We start from the raw sequence: 20381 nt of genomic DNA, 5'->3' as shown, positions 1-20381 counted from the left end.
ATGAAACAGCAAGTAAAACGGCTGAAAATTGTAAGTTTTATCATGTACCTATTGTTAGGAAGTTTCGGGTTTATATGTTTGATTCCTGAAGTATTGAAATATCAATGGTATACACAAGAAATAATTGGCGTGGTAGTCGTGATGGCTACCATGTATACCATCTTTTTAGTTACCTATAAGTATCTTTTTGATAAAGAAAAATCGTTACGATTATTAGTAATTGAAATACCTATTAGCATGTTCTTTGCGATTGGGGTTATAAGTTCGCTTTGTCTAGCTGAACAGTACAACAATATGTATTTGAATCTAATATGTGTTGCATTTGCTGTATTTCCAGTCATTTTAATTCTAGTTGTTCGATTTATTGAGAACGTAAAGTTTTATCAAGAAATGATGAACTTGTTGAAAGGAGAGGAATAAGTGATTTTTTCAGCAGTTGTTCAATGTTTAGTAGTCCTATTATTAGTTGATATGGTGATTAACATACAAATGAGTCGGAAGATTCAAAAATCTGTTCGTGAAAATTTAAAGCGTAGACAAGAAAAAAATGAAGAAGTTACGGTAATTGATTGGAAATACAACAAACTTTCTTAGTTATGAAGAAGGAGAGTGTGAAATGAATAATATGCTGTTTGCTTTATACATGTTCTTGATTGCTCTAGCAATCAATGTAACTTGGATATTGAGTATTAAAATCCGTGACTCAATCAATTTATATAGAAATAGAGATGTGGGTAAGAAAAAGGATTACGTCAAAATTAAATAAAACCCTACTTATTATTTCTTTGTAGGGTTCTCATATTTCTTTAGTAAATCACTAACAGCTTCATCTAATAACTTTGACTTATTAATTCGAGTATCTTTAGCTAAATTATCTAGATCATACCATAACTTTGTCTCAATCGCATTAGAAAGGGGTTTACGGTTTTTAAGCCCTCTGTTTTCCATCATAATCACCTCTTTAGTGTAATTATATAAATTAAATTAATTACTTGCAACTACTTGCAACTACATGTAGTTAGATGTATAATGATTTCAAGGTAATACATGGAAATCGAATCAATAAAAAATGAAGGGTAGTGTAATAGATGATGAACGTAAGTTGTGCTTATTGTGGTACAGAAGTAAAAATTGATACAAACGGTATTGTGGAAGAAACATGTACATTCTGTGGGGCGAAAATGAGAAGTTCACATTCAGGGCTTTTACAACTTTGTCAAAATGAACAACGTTTTGAATTTTATAAGATGCAACAAAATGTTTTTCTTGAACAGGTAAACGAATCTGTAGAGGTGCTGAAACAATTACACACATTTGATTTGTATCTCTTATTAAAAGAAGTCAGAGAAGCGCGTAGTCAAACATTTACAGGATTAAGGGTGTTAAATAAAGCTTTGGATCAAGATGCACAATTTAAAGATACAGCCGATGAAGTAGGAAGTGATTATGAGTATTACACAAGAAAAGCATGGGTTATTGAAAACATTTTATTAGAGCGACAAGGATATTTTCCTGAAAAGATAACAGAGAAAATACTAACTTTTATGTGGTCGCAAATTAAAAAATCAAGGGCAAAGCCAATGCAAATATCTAAAACAAAGCGTAAACAAAAATCTAGCTAGAGAGGAAGAGGTGTTGATATGGAAAGGAATAATATTGCGATTTGGCATATCATCTCTAACAAATATCGGGTTTATGCTCATATCTCAATTCCTAAACTGGGTGACACCGATATTCAAGTATTTACTGATGAAGGGAATGGTAAATTTTTAGTTACACTTCCAGACTTTTGTTGGAGTAGTTATGTTTGTCTTTTTGATAAATTTACGAGTAGTCAAGGGGCGAAAAATTTGTTGTATGAGGGATTTAGAGGCTATGTTCACACGATGGGAGATGTCAAAATTCCCATTCCTGAAGTGCAGCAATATGTAATAGAGCTTAAATATATATTTTCTATGCTACTTTCGATTTTATACAACAGAGTAAGCGATGAAAAATATTTAGATAAAGATACAACTGTTGAGGGACATATCAGATATTGCAAAGATATGCTAACAGATTGCGGAGTGCATATAGCAAGATTTCCTGACTTATATGAATACAACAGAAGCACAGGAAAAAGAGGTTAAAGGACAGATTGGAGAAAGGGTTAGGCTAATTTTTAAGGAGGAAAAAATATGATTGCAATTTTATGTGAAAAAGCGGATCAAGGGAGAACATATGGCGCTTGTTATGAGCATGAGGATAAAAATACACATATTGAAATTTACCCATGCGGAACTTTTCCTGAAGGGGCTGTAATTGTTTGGGCAAGTGGTCATTTATGTGAATTGAAATCACCAGAAATGTATCACGAAGCATGGGCGAAATGGAAATTAGAAACGCTACCTATGATTCCAGAACGATTTGAACATAAAGTAGTTGAAAAGAAAGCATCTTATTTTAATGTAGCTAAAGAAAAATTAAAGTCAGCCGATGAAATTATCATCGCAACGGATTCAGGGGATGAAGGAGAGTTAATTGCTCGATTAATTATTAAAATGGCAGGAGTCAATAAGAAACCGATGAAGCGGTTCTGGTGTTCTTCAATGGCACAAGATGCAATTAGGGAAGCATTTGAAAATCTAAGGGATGCAAAGGAAACAGAAAGTTATTATTATGCCGCACAAGCTCGTTCATATAGCGACTGGTTGGTGGGACTGAATACATCTAGGGCCTATTCAATCCTTTTTAGAGAGAAATTTGGATTGAAACAAACATTTTCTAGCGGACGGGTACAAACGCCAGTTCTGTATCTTATAAATCAACGTGAAGAAGAAATTCAAAATTTCCGACCTAGAACATTTTATCAAATTGTAGGTTGGTTTGTGGCAGACGGTATCAAATATGGAGGGTTGTTGCTTCAAAATGAAGATACTAAAATATTAGATTATCTAAAAGCTAAAGCCTTATTTGAGGAATGCAAGCCCATAAAAAAAGCAACCATTCAAAGTATTGAAAGTGAAGAAAAGAAGAAAAATCCACCGAAACTCCATAGTTTATCTACACTCCAAGCGAAACTAAACCGTAAATATAAATTTTCACCTGAGAAAGTACTAGAATTAGCACAAAGTTTGTATTTAAAAGGCGTTATTAGTTATCCAAGAACTAGTAGTCAATATTTAACGGAAGCTGAAGCCTTTGAACTACCTGAAGTATTATCTAATTTAGAAGAATTAGAGCCATATGCAGAATTGCTTAGAAATAGATCCAAAGATTACATCGAAGATGATAAAAAATACACAAATGATGAAAAAGTTGAAGATCATTATGCGCTAATTCCTACGAAAAATGTACCGGATTTAGCTAGTTTGTCAGAACAAGAACGAAAAGTGTATGACGAAATTGTTCGTAGTGTAATTGCGGTACATTATGATGTGCATGTTTTTACAGAAACAACAATCCTTACAGATTTAGGTACACATACATTCATTGCCCAGGGGCGACAGGTGCTCGATGAAGGTTGGCAAGTCGTTTGGAAAAATCCTAATTCTAAAGAAAAAGAAGAGGATCAAAAAGTCCAAAAACTCCCTATAGTTCAAAAGGGTCAAAGTATCGATGTAGAAAAGGTTTCTTTCCAAAAAGGGAAGACAAAACCACCTACAGTATACACAGAGGGGCAACTTATTACCCTCATGAAAACAGCCGGAAAGTTTGTGGAAGATCCAGAAGTAGATACAGATTTTAATGGCGTTGGTACGGAAGCAACGCGTGCTGGCATCATAAAAACCCTGAAAGATCGCGAATACATTTTAATTCGAGATAACAAAGTATCTGTAACTGAAAAAGGGAAAATGTTGATAGAAGCAGTAAGGGGAACTCATCTGGCAAGTGTTGAAATGACAGCAAAATGGGAAATGTTATTATCTAAAATCCGAAATTCAAAAGGAAAATCCGCAGCTATGTCACATGCATTTGTTGAAAAGGTAAAAGAAATGACAACGTTTCTTGTAGAAAAAGCAGTTAATGAGAGCGATACGTGGAATGTTGAAAAATTAGCTGAAGAAGTAAAAGATAATGCAATTCATGCAATTGGGAAATGCCCAATATGTAAAAAGAACGTAGTGGAAAGAGAAAAATTATACGGTTGTTCTGGATATAAAAAGGATGATCCGAATAGTTGTAAGTTTACATTACCAAAAGAGTTTTTAGGAAAGAAAATCAGTGTAGCAAATGCACAAAAATTATTAGAAAAGAAGAAAAGTAACTTAATAAAAGGCTTTATAAGTAAAAACGAGAAAGAATTTGACGCCTATTTAAAATTAGTTAGTGGTGGGAAGTTGGAACTTGAATTTCCACAGAAAAAGCCAAAAAGCTCAAAAAAGTAGGTAGTAAATCAAAATAAAGGAGAAAAGCCCTTAATGGGCTTCTCCATAAAATAAAATTGAAAAATAGGAGGAATAGAAATGAAAAAATACACAATTAAAGAAACGGTTTACTTTGAAAATATTGATTTAAATGTTGAGGTAGCAAGATTTAAAGGAACTGAACAAAAAGCATTTGATTTTGCTCAAAATATGGATTTAAAAGTACTTTTGCATGAAAATCATTTAGAAATTCTGTTAAATGGTCAATCATATACAATTCAAAACTCGGATCGTGAGAGATATCAATTTAGAATATGTACGAAAGATATTAAGCCGATTCCACTTAGTGATATAGAAAAAATGACAGATTCGGAAAAGGTAGCATTATTACAAAACGAAGCTTATCAATTAAAAGAAGAAGATTTTAAAGATGTAAATTGGAATTTCACTGAAGTCTATAGATTGTTAAAAGAAATGCGTCCAAATACGAAGGTTTTTAACTTTGATTCTTTAGCTTATTCAATTGATATTGCATCATAAAAAATAAAGGAGGAACAGAACAATGGAACAACAATATAATTATGAAAAAATGAGGGAGAATTTTTTGCAGCAAAGTCCTGAAGAAATAAAACAAGAAGCAACTGAAGCCCTCATAACGTCATCATTAATTAGCCGCATGTTAGGGTTTGTATTGAAGAATGAAAAAGCAACTAACTTTAAATATAATTTTCCTGAATTTGAGGATATGAATACAGCTATAGGGGATTTTTTATTTAAATTAATGGATGGTACACATAACCTTCCTCAATATATTAGCAACTTAGAATCAGCTAAAAGCTATACAGAGCAACAAAGATGTATAGAGGGAATTGCATCAGAGTTAGCGATGTATTATCAAGCTTATTTTGAATTTCGGAATTTGTTCTTTAAGCATCCAATGTTACAGCCTTTTCAGTCTGATTTTTTCGAAAAATTATCTATTCCTAAAGAGAGCGTAGTTCATTAGTGTACTTGTAAGTACACTTGTAAGTGACTAAATCTTTTCATATATCGATTAATTATAAGGTGACAAATCTACACATATTAAAGGAGGATACGAAAATTGAATCGTACAATTTTAGTTGGCCGTTTAACAAAAGATCCTGACTTGCGTTATACACCCAATGGTGTTGCGGTGGCAACGTTTACGCTAGCTGTGAACAGACCATTCATGAATCAGGGGCAAAGAGAATCTGACTTCATTTCAGTGGTTATTTGGCGTAAACAGGCTGAGAATGTAGCAAACTATTTAAGAAAAGGTAGCTTGGCTGGCGTAGATGGTCGCATTCAAACTCGAAACTATGACGGACAGGACGGAAAGCGTGTATATGTAACAGAGGTACTTGCTGAATCTGTACAATTTTTAGAACCTAAAAATAAGAATAATAGGACAGAACAAAGAGAAAATCCTTCTAATAGCGGATATGCAAATGTTGGTGCAACTAATTCAGGTTCAACCAAGAAGGACGATCCATTTTCAAATGTAGGGCAACCAATTGATATAAGCGACGATGATTTACCATTCTGACAAGTACATTAATGGATAAGGAGTATTTTTATGAAAGATGAAGAGAAATCACTTTCCTTTTTTGTGGGATGTAAAAATGCTTTTATTATGGTAATTGTGTTTTGGTTGTTTATGTTTTTAATTTGTAGTGACTTTCTATTAAAATAATATTATTAAATAAAATGAGAAAAAGGTGGGAATTTATGAAATCTACAGGAATGACAAGAAAAGTAGATGAATTGGGTCGGGTTGTACTACCAATTGAATTAAGACGAACTTTAGGAATAGCAGAAAAAGACCCAATAGAGATTTTTGTGGAAGAAGATAAAATAATTCTAAGGAAATACCAATCTCAACAGGCTTGTATGATAACCGGGGATGTTTCAGAACGAAATATTTCTTTAGCAAATGGAAAAATTATTCTTAGTCCAGAAGGCGCGGATCATATAATAAAGGAACTACAGCAATATCTTGTTAAATAGCAAATTATTAAGCAAAGACTCTACTTAATTGGTAGGGTCTTTTTTGTCGAAAAGTAATTGAAAAAAACAACAAAATAGACTTGTAAGTCTATTGTATTCATGAGATAATAGACTTGTAAGGATAACTAATAACGAAAGGGGAAATGAAAGCATGGAAGCAATTATTGAAAGTGCTGTTGAGACAGCTAAAAAAATTAGAAAGGAGTTAAAAAAAGCATTTCCGGGAGTTAAATTTTCTGTTCGTTCTAGTAGTTATAGTGGAGGTTCTTCAGTAGATGTAAATTGGAAAGATGGCCCGATGAGAAAAGAGGTTGAACAAATAACCGAAAAATTCAATTCTTGCTCTTTTGATGGCATGCAAGATATGAAAATAACAACCGGTTATGAATTCGAAGGGAAGATATATAATGGTGCTGATTATATATTTGCCAATCGAAGCTTATCGGAAGAATACAAAAAGCAAATTCAGGAATTTGCAAAAGAAATGTTTGAAGATTTCCATATAAATGATTGGACATATCAACAAAAAATGCTACAAGCAGAAGAACATATGAAAGGATTGGATAGTGATACTTCAGTAGAAATAAAGGAAGAGCCACAAGAAGAAGTAAAGCTTGCTGAAGTTGTGAATTTTCATCAAAGAAAAAAAGAAAAAGAAATAAATAAGCTAACTTCAGAGCAAAAATTTAAGCTTCTCGCAATGCAGGTCATGTGCAATATATCTGAAGAAGATCTGGAAGGGATTTTTGAAAGAGGATTGTCGGTAGACCAACTATTCACAGGAGTAGCAAATAGGTACTTTAAAAACGAAAAAGCCATCCGCAGCTAAACAGATGACTTGTAGAAGGGAATCTGATCCATTCCCTTCTCCTATTATACCACACATAAGGGAGAGAAAAATACATGGGATATAAGATAACAAAAGATAACATTCACACTTCACCAGAAGAGAAAAAATGGTCATTGGTTGGAAAGGAAGTAGATTATAATCAAGGAATGCATCGTTTTCGTGTCCTTGATGATGATAAGAATGTATATTTCAGTGGTGTAAGTGATGATGATTCAGATTTTTCACCTTTAGATGATTATCAATATGCTTATGGTTGTACTGAAATTCAGTACAAAGATAAAAAAACAAATAAATACGTTACTTTATAAAAAACACGAATGATTTTTGATACCTGGATTTAATATTGTTCGGTTTTATGAAGAAATTGTTCCTCGCTGTAATAAATAATCCTGGGGAAAAATGAATGGAAACACGAATGTTAATGTATTTTATGTTGAATCATTAGAAAGGTGGAATGTAAAATGAAAATCTATACACCTGAATGGCTTTCTCTTAGTAAAGAGATAAAAATAAAACTGATCCGTTTAGCAATTTTAGAAACGAAAGAAAAGTTAAACGCTCTTCGTTTACAAAATTTATAAAAGAGCTGTAATAGATTTTAAACAGAGGGGATTATTATTGTCCCCTTTGTTTTCATATCACAATATAAAGGAGAATATCGAATGAAAGAAATTGAAAACTACATGACACCATCTGAAGCAGCATATAAATGGGGAGTTAAAAGAGATACTTTAAAGAATAAATATAGTCCGTCTATGTTAAATGAAAAACAGCAAGAAGAGTTACAACAAATGATTGATGAAGGATTAGTTAAGTTCTTTTTACCACCAAATGGGGTAAGAAAAGAATGGATCATTACAAGAAAAGCAATGTTCCGATGGTTTGGAGAGCCGAAAGCTTAATTTAATTAAAAGTAAGGCTTAAAAATTTAAATACAGAAAAAACGGCTATTCAGATTCGATTCTAAAAGTCGATACAAAAGACAGTAATACAATAAGTATCAACTAATTTAAATGAGCGGATAAGGGAAAATGGATAGTTTAACAGTTCTACTCAAATTTTTAGGTAAAAACTAGGGGTTTCACAAGAATACACTAATTAAAATTTCACATACCGTAATTATAGTATAAAAATATAACCACACAATAAGGGATGCTTTTAAGAATCATCGGTCCCCACAATCAAACAGTGGTGGAATACACATTGTATCTGTCCATGGTACCGGACTGAGCGTTCTTTGCGAGGGAGGATAAGGAATGGACGGATTCGCCTATCCCAAACGCTTGAACCTATGCAAATAGGTTTGAAGGTCTTCCAAACCTGTTTGCCTGGCTAGCGCCGAGCGAGTCCCTTCCAAGATTGGAAGGGGTTGGGGATGGTTGATTTTCTTTTATAATAGATCCTTCATTTCAGGAGGAATCGAAAATTCAGCAAGATTTGTTTTTTACTGCAGTAACGAAGTGGGGCAGTAAAAAACAAATCTTGCGCTTTTTAAACTTTTTAGGGTTTTAGTTCTTTGAAGCCCGACTAGCGTCCGCAGCCATATAAGCGCGCGGTGTCAAGGGATTAAGCCAAAAAATTTTAAGAGTTGATGTTGAGTTGAGCTTTTCCAAATGGAGAAATTTGCTATGATAATTCAGCAAATTTTGGAATGCCGGAAAAGGATAAACGAAACACAACGATTTAAAAATTTTTGGCCCCTTTACACCGCGCGCTTCTGGAAATAGCGTTGTAGCGTGAAAGGTTCGGGTGTCCTACACGTTACAATGCATTTCCAGTATGGCTGCGGACGCTGGTCGGGCGGTTTTGCTTCTTCGAAAAATGCCTCATACAGAATAAAAAGGCTATGTGTATACATAGCCTTCCTATTTTATCTTTATCTTTTTATTAAATTATTTACGTCTACCAGTGTATTCACCACAATAATTACAACGCCCATTACTCCACAATCCATAGCGCATGATAAAAGGTATACCATCTCCCCACTCAATAATTGCCCCCTCATTTCCTTTCCCACAGTGCTTACAGTCATTATCTTTTTTCACCGCTTCATATTCTTTTTGTTTACTAATTAAATTTCGAGTAACTTCTTCCCCGTATTTTTGTAAACTTTCTTTTTCCCATTTGTATGCCATTTTAAGTCCCTCCATTATATTTTTTTAGATTTAAAACGTAGTTGACACTTCTTTGTTTTTAAATGTTGATTGTCATACAAATAGAACCTCTTGAATGTAGCAATTGCATGGCTTTTTGATAGGTCATGCTTTGCCCATATGGACGAAAGCCGACTTTATAGCACGCTCTCATTTCTGTTAAATTTGAAACTTGATTCACAAAAGGACGTTCGCATATATTTTCATTTAACAAATTAATCATTTCTATTTCAGTACCTTGTAAAATAACAATTCCACATACTTCTATTTCCTTATCTTGCTCTTTTGGGCAATAACCCGTGAATATATATTCTATATTAGCCTGTGGTCTAAATTTCATTATTGAACGCTCCTTTATTTTTTATTAGGATGGAATGGGCTTATGCCCATTCCGCTTGTTCATATTCAGGATGATGAATTAAAATATCTTCTGATACAACTTCTATTAAGTACTCTAATTCTTCGTATGCTTTGCTTTCTTCAAATTCCTCATGTTCTATGTTGTAGCGAATGCTATGCAAAGCTTTCAATAACTCGTGTCTATTCTTACAAATTGCTTCTATATTAAAATCTAATTTTTCCTTACGTAAATTAGTGGTGCTTTCGTTGTATTTCATTTCATAAGATTCATAGTTTGCGATGTGCCATTCTTGCACTAAGTCTCTAATTTTAGGATGCGACCAAGATTCATTCACATACATTTTTCCCCAACTACATAGCGTATAGATTATTTTTTCATAGGTCTTTATGCGTACTAACATCATAGTGCTTGTCCTCCCTTATTTTAGAACTTGTAAAGCTCGTAAAGATTTTTCATACATTTTTAAATTGTCGGTGTACATTTCAACAAAACGGTTGTCTTTATCAGTTAGTTTTTGGAGTTCATCCCGTGTATAGGTATAACGTCTATATAAATCGGCTTGTATTGGTTCTGTATCATGAACATAGCTTCCACCGCCTATATCATATCGATATGCAAATGAATATTCTTCTTTCTCTTCTGTCCATAACAACGTAATTTCGCTTTTTAGATAACCACGGATTTCTTCAGCAATTACCCTTTGATTCATCATTCTTAAAAACATATTGGCAAGGTCTACACTTTGAAATTGCACCATTCCTGTTTCTCCTATGCGCCCTTCCCAAACATCAATTTTCACTTTAACTTCGTTCATGTTCCATTCTCCTTTTCTAGAAAAATTTTTGGGTGAACACCGCCTGTTCGACTGGAACGTTTTATGAAAGGAGCGGCTGGTCAAGGGTCTTCGCACAAATTTTTTATGCCGCAGCAGGTCATACGAATACGAGCCTTTCGTCTTCGACTTGGGCTTTTTCAAGTTTGGTACCATGTTTTGATTTTTCTTCAGCGTTATTACATCACATGGTCCCAAACGCCGAGAAAGCATAAAGGAGACAGAAAGCCGTATGAGTTGGGATGCGAGAAATGAAAAATTTTGCCCCTTGACCAGTAGGAGCGACTGGAATATAAACTGGAAGGAGAACAGGCGCCCCCAGTTAAACTGACAAATTTAATCTCTTATAAATAGATTGATCGCTTTCGAATATTAGAAATCCTTTAAACATACAAACTGATTTATATCAAGATTTTTAGGAACTTGTAGGCTTCAGCCTACATCTAATTTCAATCAAAGAGTCGCTTTAGGCGACTTATCCATGGGCCTCCTTGAATAAGCAAAAAAATCCGTATTGTTCAAACATATAGTTTGTGACAATACGGATTCTCAATTTCATTCTTCCCACTGTGTCCAATAAGCATAATCATCTTCATACATTTCTTCGTATTCTTCAGGCGTATATTCTTTGTGTAAGCATTCTTCAGAACAATAGTATGCTAGTCCATCATCTATGCAATAACCTTCTACCATACCTTGTTTACAAACATTGCAAACCCTTTTGTATTCTATTTCTAGTTCATCATCTTTTGTAACGTCCCAAATATCCGTAGAAAGCTCTAATAAAATATCAGGATTTTCTTTTTGTTTCTGAACTACTAAACACGCAATTTCTCGTGCCTGTTCAGGACTATCAGCTCGAATGTGAACCTCTCCATTTAATGAATAAAATACTTGGTATACTCCCATTTCCATCTCTCCTTTAATTTAGGTCAGGCTCTCAACTTGTCTACCTGTCACCTTTTGCGTAATGAAGAAGAAATAGAAAGCAAGGGAAAAAGCACAAATATTTTACGAAATGATGTTGAGTTGGGCTTTTGCAAGTGGAATCCTTTGTTACAATACTTTGAGCAAAGGATGGAGCGTAGAGAAAGCATAAACGAAACACAGTAAAATAAAATATTTTGCCCCTTGCTTGAAGTGAATGATGAATTAGTATACGGTGACAGGTAGTGGATAGACTTTTGATTGAAATGGAGTATACAAATGAGCATTTGGATAATTTCACACCAAATATAGCACTTGGATTCACCCTTTTGGATAGATTTTCAATAGAAATGGAGCATCATGTTATTTTTAATTCCTAGTGGCCACAGTCGGAATTAAGCTGATACAATTATTATTATGAAATGGTTGTTTATTTAAAGGAGATGGAGAAATAGATGAGGGACTTTCAAGAGGAAAACTATGATCGATTAAAAAAGGAAAAAAAGAATATTACTCTATTTTTAAAAAGTGGCGTCAGAATACCAGGGCAAATTGTTGGGGTAGATCGTTTTACTGTACTTATGATGGTTAACGGTAAACAACAATTAGTTTATAAACAAGCTATATCTACAATTGCTATGTAAAAAATGATTATACGCTATAAAAGGAGGGAGATATATTGATTTTTTTATTTCGATTTGACATAAAAGATGATGGAATGGATTTTATCTTAAACGAAAAAATAGCTGAAGATATGAGTCCTTACTATGATGAAATGCTTAGACCGTTGGCCGCTTCTTTAAGTCAAACCTTAAACTTTTATCGAGCTTTTAGTAAACACCCTACCATTTTATCTTGTCGAATTTTAGATAATAATGAACTAGAAATTATGTTGAGTAAAGGATTGGGACAGTATATAGATCCATACACTAAAAACCAAATTATTTTCGAAAATGGAAAATTAATAGCAGATATCTTAATGGAAGTTATGAACCGTCAAACTATATACCGTTAAATTATATTTTAAAATTTAATTAAGAAAGGAATAATATAATATGTATGAACGTAATGAACCGTGTCCTTGTGGTAGTGGACGGAAATATAAGAAATGTTGTATTAATAAAATCGAAAATCCTGTAGATGTTTGGAAACAAAAAGCAATTCAATTATCATTAGAAATCAATAACAATAAGAATTTGGTGGATACATATTTTGCTGTGTTTAACCACGCTATGAGAAAGCAATGGATTGGAGCTTGTCATGCCCTTTCAAGTATTTTATATATTTTGCTTAAGGAACAAGGGTTTAAACCAAATTTAGAAATTGGATTTACTGAGTCTTCAAAAGTACCTTTCTCTTTTTGTCATTCATGGATTACCTTAGATGGTTTTCCTTATGATGTAGGATTATATCGTTCTCATTCGCCATTTCAACATGATATTAACCCATATCTCGAAATATCGGCTCCTATTTTTAAAGGAATTGACATAGAAAGCGGAGTAGTAACTAATATTTCTTTTGGTGTTTCATCCGATCGAGAATCTATTGATAATAATTTCAAACAAATAACAAATATGACTTTAGTGGAATACATGGAGAATTGGCCTAATCATAAAGATGGACTTTTTGGGGAAACAATAGAAATCGCAGAAAAAATTGGACTTACTTTGAAAATTGATGACCTAAAAACTAGGTATTATGAAGACAGGTTTCATATATCTGTTGTATCTTCTTAATAATTAACAAAAAAGAGAAGGAGTCAATTTGACTCCTTTTTTCTTGAAATTTTGAATGCGTTATCTTATAAAATATGGTGACCCCTAGCATAGGATTTATGTCATTTGGGTAACGGAACCTCATATAAATCTTGCAACATTAAATTTATATTTCCTCTCCAAAACCTTTGTAAAGGTGTAGATAATCCTTGTTCCCTTAACCATCTTTTACTATATATTTGTAATAAATCAACTTTTGTTAATTTTTCTTTTTCTTCAATTGTCCAACGTAATGCTTCGAGTCCCTTCTCTTTTGTCCAGAATCCTGTAGGCGTTTTTTTTAATTCCCACTCTTTAAAACGATTTGGATACAATTCATTCAACATATGATAAGGACGACTACCCCAAAATTTTTGTAGTGGATGACTTAGCCCTTGTCCTTTTATCCATGATCCACTAAAAACATTTAACAATTCTTTTCTTGATAATTTTTCTCTTTCTTCAATTATCCAGCGTAATTCTTCCAATGCTTTGTCTTTTGTCCAATAATTTGAGGGTACTCTAAAAAACTCCCATTCTTTAAATCTATTGGGGTATAGCGCATTTAACATAGCAAATGGACTTGATTTCCAAAACTTTATACAAGGAGTTTGGAGTCGATGTTTTAACAACCATTTTTGTGAATATACATCTATTAACTCTTCACGAGACAAACGTTCCTTCTCCTCAATAGTCCATTTTAAAGCATTTAGTGCCGTTTCTTTTGTCCAGTAATTACGATAAGTCGTTTTGAATTGCCATGGTTTAAACCTATTTGGGTACAAATCATTAACCATCTTAAATGGGCTACTTTCCCAAAGATATGATACCGGTGTCCATAAATTCCGGTCAGTTAACCATTGGAAAGTAACGTTTTCCAAGATTTCCTCATCATCCCACCCCTCTTGTTGAATATATTCCGATAGAATTTGAAGGGATCGTTCTTTTGTCCAATATAGGTTAGGAGTTCTACTAAATTGATATGGTTGAAAATAATCTGGAAATAAATCATTTAAAACAGAGTATGGACTTGCTTCCCAAAATTTTTGGAAAGGTGTACCTAATCTATTTTTGTAGAACCATTTACTACTCATTATTTTAGGTAGTTCATCTTTTTGTAGATTATCTTTTTGTATAATATGAAAAATAGCTTCTATTGCATTTTGCTTCGTCCAATAATTTGAGGGTACACTCTTGAATTGCCATGGTTTAAACTTATTTGGATATAAATCATTAATCATTTGAAATGGACTACTTTGCCAATACCTCAGTAAGGGAGTACTTAACTTTTTAGTAGCAATCCATTTCGCACTGAATACTTCTAATAGTTCCTCATCCTCAAGCCGTTCTTCTTGTATAATACATGCAAGTTCTCGTAATGCGATTTCCTTTGTCCAATAATTTGTAGTCGCACATTTAAAATGAAACGGCTTAAATTGATTCGGGTATAAGTCATTTATCATTAAGTAAGCATTATTTTCCCATAATCGATGACATGGCGCATGTAACTTATGTTTTATGAGCCATTTATGATTGTACACTTCTTTTAATTGTTCCATTGTGAGCCGTTCTTTTTCTTCGATTGTCCAACGTAATGCTTCTAGCCCTGTTTCTTTTGTCCAATAATTTAAAGGAGCCATTTTCAATTCCCATTCTTTTAAAAGTCCTGGATATGCATCATTTATCATTTTAAATGGACTGTCATTATAAATGATAGCAATTGCTCCTCCTAACTTATGTTTCTTTATAATTGATAAATCCCATTTTTCTTTTATCTGATTTTTGTTCCACTTTAAGATAACTTCAATTAGATATCTTGTAACACGTTTAATCAAGTTTCTATCTATATCTTCACTCCAAGTTCCCCTTGGGAACATTCTTCTCTCCCCATCTAGTATCTGTTGATAAACCTCTTCAATTGTCAAACTCTTCACTGTATTAACCCCCTTATCTAAAATTATATCTTACTAGTGAATTCTGTATATATTATTATCTTGATTTTTGGCGTTAAAGACGAAATAATTCAATGTAAACTTTTAGCCAAAAGTTTACTTTCATTTCCCCTTAAACATTGACTTCCGTCTAATTTCATTGATATTATAAAAACAGACAAAAAAGTATACATTCAAATCATTGAAAATAAAGGGATTGAAAAACAGATGGATAAAAAGCAACATTTAATCGATGTACAACCAATTCGAAGCAAAGAACAGCTCGAAGATATGAAATGGTCTCTTAAACGTCATTGTTCAGATCGAGATTACATTTTATTCCTAATTGGAATCAATACAGGATTGCGTGTAAGTGATTTACTTAAAATGGAAACGAGTGAAGTTTTAAAACTGAAGCGAAAAAAACGGAAAGAATTTAAAGTGAAAGAAGGAAAGACAAAAAAGGAACGTATCATAAATATTACATCCATTTTTGAGGAAGTACTTCCATATGCTGAAGATTTAAAAAGTACCTGGTTATTTCCTTCTCGAAAAGGTGATAAACCTATTAGTAAAATTCAAGCCTATAGACAGTTACAAAAAGCCGGAGATTTTGCCGGAGTCGAATCTTTAGGTACCCATACCATGCGTAAAACATTTGGATATTGGTTTTACAAGAAAACAAAGGATATTGCTATGTTACAAGAAATATTGAATCATAGTACACCACAAATTACCCTAAGATACATTGGTATTAATAAAGAAGAAAAAGATAATGTACTTGATACATTCCGAATCTAATATTATTTTCTTTAAAAAATTTAGGATTAATCGATACCTTATATTAGATAATATAAAATATATTCAAAATAATATATTTAGTTATTCGTTAATATTGTTATAATAAGATTATAACAAGGAGGGGATAAGTATGGCGCATAAAGCATTTGTAAGTTATCATCATGGAAATGATCAGACCAGAGCTAATCACTTACGTACAACATATGGCTCAAATAATACACTAATTGATCGTTCTTTACCGGCTGAACTGAATAGTAATGATAACGACTATATTTTAGGACAGATTAGAACTAAACATTTGAAAGATTCTACAGTTACTATTGTTCTTATTGGTAGTGAAACATATAAACGTAAATGGGTTGACTGGGAGATATATTCTTCATTACGTTCATATGGTGACAGAAAAATAAATGGTTTATTGGGGATTTATTTACCTAACGCTGGAAAGGTTCCGGCAAGATTACAAGATAATATTGACAGTGGTTATGCTGTAACAATGAAATGGGAAAACATTTCATGGCAATTAACTTCAAAAATTGATGAGGCATTTAATAATAGAAAAAACACGCATCTTATCAATAATAGTAGAGTAAGAAGGACTAATAATTCTTAATTAATTGATAAAAAATACTTTTATAAAAGCTACCGTGTTAATCGGTAGCTTTTATAAAATTTTATTTAATTATATATTATTTGTAATACGAATAAGGGAAGGAATAAGCATGAAGGGGAAATTTAGTTCTATTATTAGCATATGTTTTCTTTTAGCAGCATTGTTTTGTTTGTCTACATATGAACTTAAAAGTATTAAGGTTAAGTTTATTCAAATCTTATGGGGAAATATTAGTTTTATACTGAGTATTGCATTTACTTTGTTACCTTTTTTAGTGTTTATATTAATTTTTGTTTTTATTGTTACAAGAAAGTGGGCATTTCGTGTTGAAAAATTAAGTATTGGTGGATTTAATATAATATTTGATAATCCAGATCAACTTTTCAAGAGACAAATTAGAACTTTTTTAGATACTAAAAGAACTTTATTTACAGTTGATTTTGATCATGATAATTTTGAAGAAACATTAAATTCGTATTATGAAACTTATAAACTTTTGAGAGATGAAATTAAAATTTTAGGTGATGCAAAGAAGAGGAAAAATAAAGGGAAGAAATCAAAAGAAACGGAACGTTTGTATGATTTATCAAATGAAATGATTAAAGAATTAAATGAATTTTTAACTAAACATCAAAGTAATTATAGAAGATGGTATAAATATATGGAAAAGAATGAAGAGGAAAAGTTTTATCTGGAACCAATTGGAAAGTTTCAAGAAGATTATCAAAATTATGGTCAGTTATGTTATGACTTTAAATCTGTAAATAAATTCTTCATAGAAGAAGTAGCTACTGAATTTAATATTAATATAGAAAAATGGGGAATCTAATTTTAATTAGATTCTTTTTTTGTATTGTCGAATACATGTCGAAAAAATAATGATTCATTTTTCTGATAACGTCTTGCAAACAAGACAATGAAATATTATAATAAGTATAAGAAAACAAAGGAGGGATCTACAACAACTAATGGACGAAATTAAAAATGGAAAATCAAAGGAAACTCTATTTTCCGTTTATACAACAAGAGAAGCTGAACAAATATGGGGACTTGCGGAAAACACTGTTAATAAGTGGTGCAACCGAGGAAAGTTCTATGAGAATGAAGCAAGAAAAAGCGGGAAAGTTTGGTTAGTAACACGTAATGGCATGAACAGACTAACCAGTAAATAGTAAACAAGAAAAAGCCCTTACCACCGCCAGATAGTCAGGACTTTTTCTCCTACATCATTAACTATAGGAAGGTGATTCGATTGGCAAATACCTTATCTAAAATTAACAATTGTAACTCCATTATAACACAGAAGCAATCAAAGGAATCAGAGCATATTAGTTTCAATCAAGGTGCTTTAAAGAGCTATAGATCCTTATATGAATGGTTTGGAATTGAGGACTGTATTAATTCTCAAATTTGGTTCTTCGGAACGTTTGGTATTGCTATCATGATGCTTTTAGCTACATATTTGACCACTGGATCTCTCTATGGATTTTAAGAAAATTAGACTTTTTTTAATTCCAAATTATATGGAGGACGAATATGATAGCGACGAAACCAAAACGTGGAGAATTTTATATTTATGAAAAGGACGGGCGAGCATATCAAGTTTTAGCCTATTCAAAAATGTTTGAACATGAAGAACAGGAAATCATTATTTTAAAACGAATGAAGGATAATATAAATATCACAATAAGTGCCGAGCTTTTCATTCTTTATATAGAAGCAAATAAATTTATAAAAGATAAAGTGTTAGTTAGTAATTTATAATTATTAAAATCATTGAAAAGCATTCCAAATGAATAAAGGAGGATTTTTTATGGAAAGAACAATTTCAACTATTAAACAAGGTGATTATGTACAATTTCCACATCGTAAGGATTCTTCATTAAAGTTAACTGGGTATGTAGTAAATATTTTAACAAATACAATTGTTGTTGATATTTCAGAAATGATTCTAAGTGGAAAATATAAAGATATAGATACTCGCCAAGTCGTAAAACATGGCCGATATAAAAAAGTACGTGTTCGCAAAAATAAAGCTTCATAATACCAATTTGTTTTCAGTACCCTATTCATAAAGAGTAGGGTACTGAAAACTTTAAGGGGGATAAGGATGAAAAGTGAACCTAAGAAAGTGGGATTTCTAAAGTTCGTTACATCTAGAAAAAGGGTATATGTGTATTTAGCAAAAGAAATTTATATAGAAAAATTAAATAAACGTTCTGTTTCCAAAACACAAATTTTATATCGTTTTGGTAATTTTGATGTCGCTTTAGAAAAAATGTTCCGTTGGAGAGAGAATCCTGAAAAGGAGTTTCCTGAAGAAATCTTGAAATTAGGTTATAACTTAGATGATTTAGACGATTGGATTATGACATTAGAAACTGGCTACAGCAAAACCGGAAGAAAATTAACGTTATATAATTAACAACTAAAATTACAGACAAATACTATTTAGTTAAATTCAAACAATATAATTACAATAAAAAGGAGAAAATAAAAAATGGATGCCTCACATTGTAATGATGAATATTTCAGCATTGGTACTTGTGGTTTATGTGATAAAAATAATCGTTATGTAGAGCATGGAATAGATTTTTTTGGTGTACACGTATTAGATTATTGTGCATATGGTTATTCTAATAAGAAAAGCAAAGTAGACCAAGACAAATAACCATCTCACAAAGGAGTGGTGTTTTTGAACGGTTTAGATCATGATAAGTTTTATCTGGAATTAAAAAAACAGAGAGAAAAGTATTATAGAAAAACCAAAGCATCTATAATTGGATTTTTAGTTTTGGGAACCATTATTTATTTTTACACCGCAATTGTGGATTGGTCTAATATGACATCTTTTATGAGCCTATTCATTAAATATATGATTGTAGGTATTCTAATAGGTTGTTCTTTTTTAATTTTAAAAAATGTAATGACATTCATTCAAAAAAGGAAAGAGATAGAATGTTATAAACCAACACATGATAAAGATTAGAATTTCATGTAAACCCTAATTCTGGGTTTCTTTTTTTACTCCCACTACAGTACGTGAAATTTTATAGTTCGTACTAAAAATGAGTAGTACTCACTACTCATTTTTAGCTTGTAATTTAAATTGTATACTAGGATGTTCTTCAGGTAACAAATCCATATCATATAATTTAGCTTCAATTTTCCTCATACATGCATGTAAATCTTCTTTTAATTGCCGATCACTAATCCTTAAAACTTCCCATCCCATTTTTCTTAAATAAGCATCTCGAATTCTATCTTTTTTCTTACCTTCAGGTGTATTATGAAAAATATATCCATCTACCTCTATACACAACTTTTTTCCGTTATTGCCAAATACCGCAAAATCTAATCTGTACTTTCCAACCTTTTCTTGCACAGTCGGTGAAAGGCCCATATAACGTAAATGGTCATATACCTTTCGCTCTAAATTATTTGCACATTGTTTTCTTTTTACATCGCTATCTGGATCGTAGGAGTTTTTCGCGGTAACGTTGGCCAATACATAAAAGAAAATTAAAGCGGCAATAACAACTAAAAAACCACTCATATGACCCTCTCCTTACCTAAGTAATTTATCTGTATTGAAAAAATTTGAATAAGCACCAATTACTTAACCGCTACATAGGTTATTAACATGTAGTAATCGAATAATTAATTAAGTTGCTACATCTGTTCTTACTTATGTATTATTACCTATGTTTTACGCGTCCAGACCTAGTAATATAAAGAAAATATAGCACTGTTTATGGGCGACGAGGGCGTGAGACCGAGGGAAG

34 protein-coding genes are annotated in these 20381 nt (G+C 32.3%); 26 read left to right on the top strand and 8 right to left on the bottom strand.

The features are described 5' to 3' along the window. The 3 genes from DJ93_RS29415 to DJ93_RS33525 are packed head-to-tail and all read left to right on the top strand — an operon-like array spanning position 1 to position 766. Complete coding sequence (locus DJ93_RS29415) at positions 1-420, top strand: hypothetical protein (protein WP_042985238.1); 420 nt, start codon at positions 1-3, stop codon at positions 418-420. Next, positions 421-594 (top strand): SGNH/GDSL hydrolase family protein, encoded by a 174-nt coding sequence (locus tag DJ93_RS33530; protein WP_181969239.1) that lies wholly within the window; start codon positions 421-423, stop codon positions 592-594. It abuts the gene before it with no gap. 22 nt (positions 595-616) lie between these two features. Beyond that, on the top strand, positions 617-766 hold the full coding sequence (locus DJ93_RS33525) for a hypothetical protein (protein ID WP_181969238.1): 150 nt from the start codon (positions 617-619) through the stop codon (positions 764-766). Between the two features lie 11 nt (positions 767-777). Here DJ93_RS33525 and DJ93_RS31950 read toward each other — a convergent pair whose 3' ends face one another. After that, positions 778-951 carry a ribbon-helix-helix domain-containing protein gene (locus DJ93_RS31950; protein WP_002192125.1) on the bottom strand — a complete coding sequence of 58 codons (174 nt, stop codon included), beginning with the start codon at positions 949-951 and terminating at the stop codon, positions 778-780. A 137-nt stretch (positions 952-1088) separates the two neighbouring features. Here DJ93_RS31950 and DJ93_RS29410 point away from each other — a divergent pair, with 137 nt between their 5' ends. The 10 genes from DJ93_RS29410 (at position 1089) to DJ93_RS29365 (ending at position 8126) form a co-directional block, all read left to right on the top strand. Next, on the top strand, positions 1089-1622 hold the full coding sequence (locus DJ93_RS29410) for a hypothetical protein (RefSeq protein WP_042985236.1): 534 nt from the start codon (positions 1089-1091) through the stop codon (positions 1620-1622). Between the two features lie 18 nt (positions 1623-1640). Next, positions 1641-2129, top strand: a complete 489-nt coding sequence (locus DJ93_RS29405) for a hypothetical protein (RefSeq protein WP_042985234.1) — start codon at positions 1641-1643, stop codon at positions 2127-2129. Between the two features lie 48 nt (positions 2130-2177). Next, positions 2178-4367 carry a type IA DNA topoisomerase gene (locus tag DJ93_RS29400; protein WP_042985232.1) on the top strand — a complete coding sequence of 730 codons (2190 nt, stop codon included), beginning with the start codon at positions 2178-2180 and terminating at the stop codon, positions 4365-4367. Between the two features lie 78 nt (positions 4368-4445). Continuing rightward, positions 4446-4886, top strand: a complete 441-nt coding sequence (locus DJ93_RS29395; protein WP_042985230.1) for a hypothetical protein — start codon at positions 4446-4448, stop codon at positions 4884-4886. Positions 4887-4908: 22 nt separating this feature from the next. Then, positions 4909-5352: a hypothetical protein gene (locus tag DJ93_RS29390; protein ID WP_002188057.1), complete on the top strand. Its 444-nt coding sequence runs from the start codon at positions 4909-4911 to the stop codon at positions 5350-5352. Between the two features lie 96 nt (positions 5353-5448). Next, the gene (gene ssb, locus DJ93_RS29385) at positions 5449-5913 is read left to right on the top strand and encodes a single-stranded DNA-binding protein (RefSeq protein WP_042985229.1); all 465 of its coding nucleotides are present in this window, start codon (positions 5449-5451) and stop codon (positions 5911-5913) included. A gap of 182 nt (positions 5914-6095) precedes the next feature. Then, positions 6096-6374, top strand: coding sequence for an AbrB/MazE/SpoVT family DNA-binding domain-containing protein (locus tag DJ93_RS29380; RefSeq protein ID WP_002170053.1), 279 nt, complete (start codon positions 6096-6098; stop codon positions 6372-6374). Positions 6375-6525: 151 nt separating this feature from the next. Continuing rightward, positions 6526-7203 (top strand): LPD29 domain-containing protein, encoded by a 678-nt coding sequence (locus tag DJ93_RS29375; protein ID WP_042985228.1) that lies wholly within the window; start codon positions 6526-6528, stop codon positions 7201-7203. A 74-nt stretch (positions 7204-7277) separates the two neighbouring features. Continuing rightward, complete coding sequence (locus DJ93_RS29370) at positions 7278-7532, top strand: hypothetical protein (protein WP_002188062.1); 255 nt, start codon at positions 7278-7280, stop codon at positions 7530-7532. Between the two features lie 354 nt (positions 7533-7886). Then, the gene (locus DJ93_RS29365; protein ID WP_002170049.1) at positions 7887-8126 is read left to right on the top strand and encodes a helix-turn-helix domain-containing protein; all 240 of its coding nucleotides are present in this window, start codon (positions 7887-7889) and stop codon (positions 8124-8126) included. 990 nt (positions 8127-9116) lie between these two features. Here DJ93_RS29365 and DJ93_RS29360 read toward each other — a convergent pair. From DJ93_RS29360 to DJ93_RS31945, 5 genes are all read right to left on the bottom strand, one after another. After that, entirely contained in the window at positions 9117-9359 is a 243-nt protein-coding gene (locus tag DJ93_RS29360; RefSeq protein ID WP_042985225.1) for a hypothetical protein, read from the bottom strand. Positions 9360-9417: 58 nt separating this feature from the next. Further along, positions 9418-9717: a hypothetical protein gene (locus DJ93_RS29355; protein WP_042985224.1), complete on the bottom strand. Its 300-nt coding sequence runs from the start codon at positions 9715-9717 to the stop codon at positions 9418-9420. A gap of 40 nt (positions 9718-9757) precedes the next feature. Continuing rightward, on the bottom strand, positions 9758-10141 hold the full coding sequence (locus DJ93_RS29350; protein WP_042985220.1) for a hypothetical protein: 384 nt from the start codon (positions 10139-10141) through the stop codon (positions 9758-9760). A gap of 15 nt (positions 10142-10156) precedes the next feature. Then, on the bottom strand, positions 10157-10552 hold the full coding sequence (locus DJ93_RS29345; RefSeq protein WP_042985217.1) for a hypothetical protein: 396 nt from the start codon (positions 10550-10552) through the stop codon (positions 10157-10159). A 573-nt stretch (positions 10553-11125) separates the two neighbouring features. Then, positions 11126-11479: a hypothetical protein gene (locus DJ93_RS31945; RefSeq protein WP_080743783.1), complete on the bottom strand. Its 354-nt coding sequence runs from the start codon at positions 11477-11479 to the stop codon at positions 11126-11128. 473 nt (positions 11480-11952) lie between these two features. Here DJ93_RS31945 and hfq point away from each other — a divergent pair, with 473 nt between their 5' ends. The 3 genes from hfq to DJ93_RS29325 are packed head-to-tail and all read left to right on the top strand — an operon-like array spanning position 11953 to position 13233. After that, complete coding sequence (gene hfq, locus DJ93_RS29335) at positions 11953-12141, top strand: RNA chaperone Hfq (RefSeq protein WP_042985215.1); 189 nt, start codon at positions 11953-11955, stop codon at positions 12139-12141. 35 nt (positions 12142-12176) lie between these two features. Further along, on the top strand, positions 12177-12512 hold the full coding sequence (locus DJ93_RS29330) for a hypothetical protein (protein WP_042985214.1): 336 nt from the start codon (positions 12177-12179) through the stop codon (positions 12510-12512). 40 nt (positions 12513-12552) lie between these two features. After that, complete coding sequence (locus tag DJ93_RS29325) at positions 12553-13233, top strand: YecA family protein (RefSeq protein WP_042985213.1); 681 nt, start codon at positions 12553-12555, stop codon at positions 13231-13233. A 101-nt stretch (positions 13234-13334) separates the two neighbouring features. Here the strand turns inward: DJ93_RS29325 and DJ93_RS29735 are convergent, their stop codons facing one another. After that, the gene (locus DJ93_RS29735; RefSeq protein ID WP_052109807.1) at positions 13335-15185 is read right to left on the bottom strand and encodes a DUF4046 domain-containing protein; all 1851 of its coding nucleotides are present in this window, start codon (positions 15183-15185) and stop codon (positions 13335-13337) included. A gap of 225 nt (positions 15186-15410) precedes the next feature. On the opposite strand from DJ93_RS29735, the gene DJ93_RS29315 reads away from it, so the two are divergent. The 10 genes from DJ93_RS29315 to DJ93_RS29275 all read left to right on the top strand — a co-directional run bounded on the left by DJ93_RS29315 (position 15411) and on the right by DJ93_RS29275 (position 19585). Beyond that, positions 15411-15983, top strand: a complete 573-nt coding sequence (locus DJ93_RS29315) for a tyrosine-type recombinase/integrase (RefSeq protein ID WP_042985212.1) — start codon at positions 15411-15413, stop codon at positions 15981-15983. A gap of 130 nt (positions 15984-16113) precedes the next feature. Then, a complete protein-coding gene (locus DJ93_RS29310; protein WP_042985211.1) occupies positions 16114-16596 on the top strand; it encodes a TIR domain-containing protein in 483 nt (160 codons plus the stop codon). Between the two features lie 109 nt (positions 16597-16705). Further along, positions 16706-17425: a hypothetical protein gene (locus tag DJ93_RS29305; RefSeq protein WP_052109806.1), complete on the top strand. Its 720-nt coding sequence runs from the start codon at positions 16706-16708 to the stop codon at positions 17423-17425. Between the two features lie 139 nt (positions 17426-17564). After that, positions 17565-17768, top strand: coding sequence for a helix-turn-helix domain-containing protein (locus DJ93_RS34320; RefSeq protein ID WP_042985209.1), 204 nt, complete (start codon positions 17565-17567; stop codon positions 17766-17768). A gap of 80 nt (positions 17769-17848) precedes the next feature. After that, positions 17849-18088, top strand: a complete 240-nt coding sequence (locus tag DJ93_RS29295; protein WP_042985208.1) for a hypothetical protein — start codon at positions 17849-17851, stop codon at positions 18086-18088. Positions 18089-18132: 44 nt separating this feature from the next. Beyond that, positions 18133-18360: a hypothetical protein gene (locus DJ93_RS29290; protein WP_042985206.1), complete on the top strand. Its 228-nt coding sequence runs from the start codon at positions 18133-18135 to the stop codon at positions 18358-18360. Positions 18361-18409: 49 nt separating this feature from the next. Then, on the top strand, positions 18410-18640 hold the full coding sequence (locus DJ93_RS29285) for a DUF2187 family protein (RefSeq protein WP_042985204.1): 231 nt from the start codon (positions 18410-18412) through the stop codon (positions 18638-18640). Positions 18641-18706: 66 nt separating this feature from the next. Next, entirely contained in the window at positions 18707-19021 is a 315-nt protein-coding gene (locus DJ93_RS29280; RefSeq protein WP_042985201.1) for a hypothetical protein, read from the top strand. 75 nt (positions 19022-19096) lie between these two features. Further along, positions 19097-19267 (top strand): hypothetical protein, encoded by a 171-nt coding sequence (locus DJ93_RS33520; protein WP_181969241.1) that lies wholly within the window; start codon positions 19097-19099, stop codon positions 19265-19267. 24 nt (positions 19268-19291) lie between these two features. Further along, positions 19292-19585 carry a hypothetical protein gene (locus DJ93_RS29275; protein ID WP_042985199.1) on the top strand — a complete coding sequence of 98 codons (294 nt, stop codon included), beginning with the start codon at positions 19292-19294 and terminating at the stop codon, positions 19583-19585. A 93-nt stretch (positions 19586-19678) separates the two neighbouring features. Here the strand turns inward: DJ93_RS29275 and DJ93_RS29270 are convergent, their stop codons facing one another. Then, positions 19679-20152, bottom strand: coding sequence for an endonuclease domain-containing protein (locus DJ93_RS29270; RefSeq protein ID WP_042985196.1), 474 nt, complete (start codon positions 20150-20152; stop codon positions 19679-19681). Positions 20153-20381: the final 229 nt, after the last annotated feature.

Origin of the sequence: Bacillus clarus, assembly GCF_000746925.1 — a bacterium.
GTDB lineage: Bacteria > Bacillota > Bacilli > Bacillales > Bacillaceae_G > Bacillus_A > Bacillus_A clarus.
The sequence above is the reverse complement of the archived record's forward strand: the minus strand, read 5'-3'. Positions and strand labels throughout refer to the sequence as shown.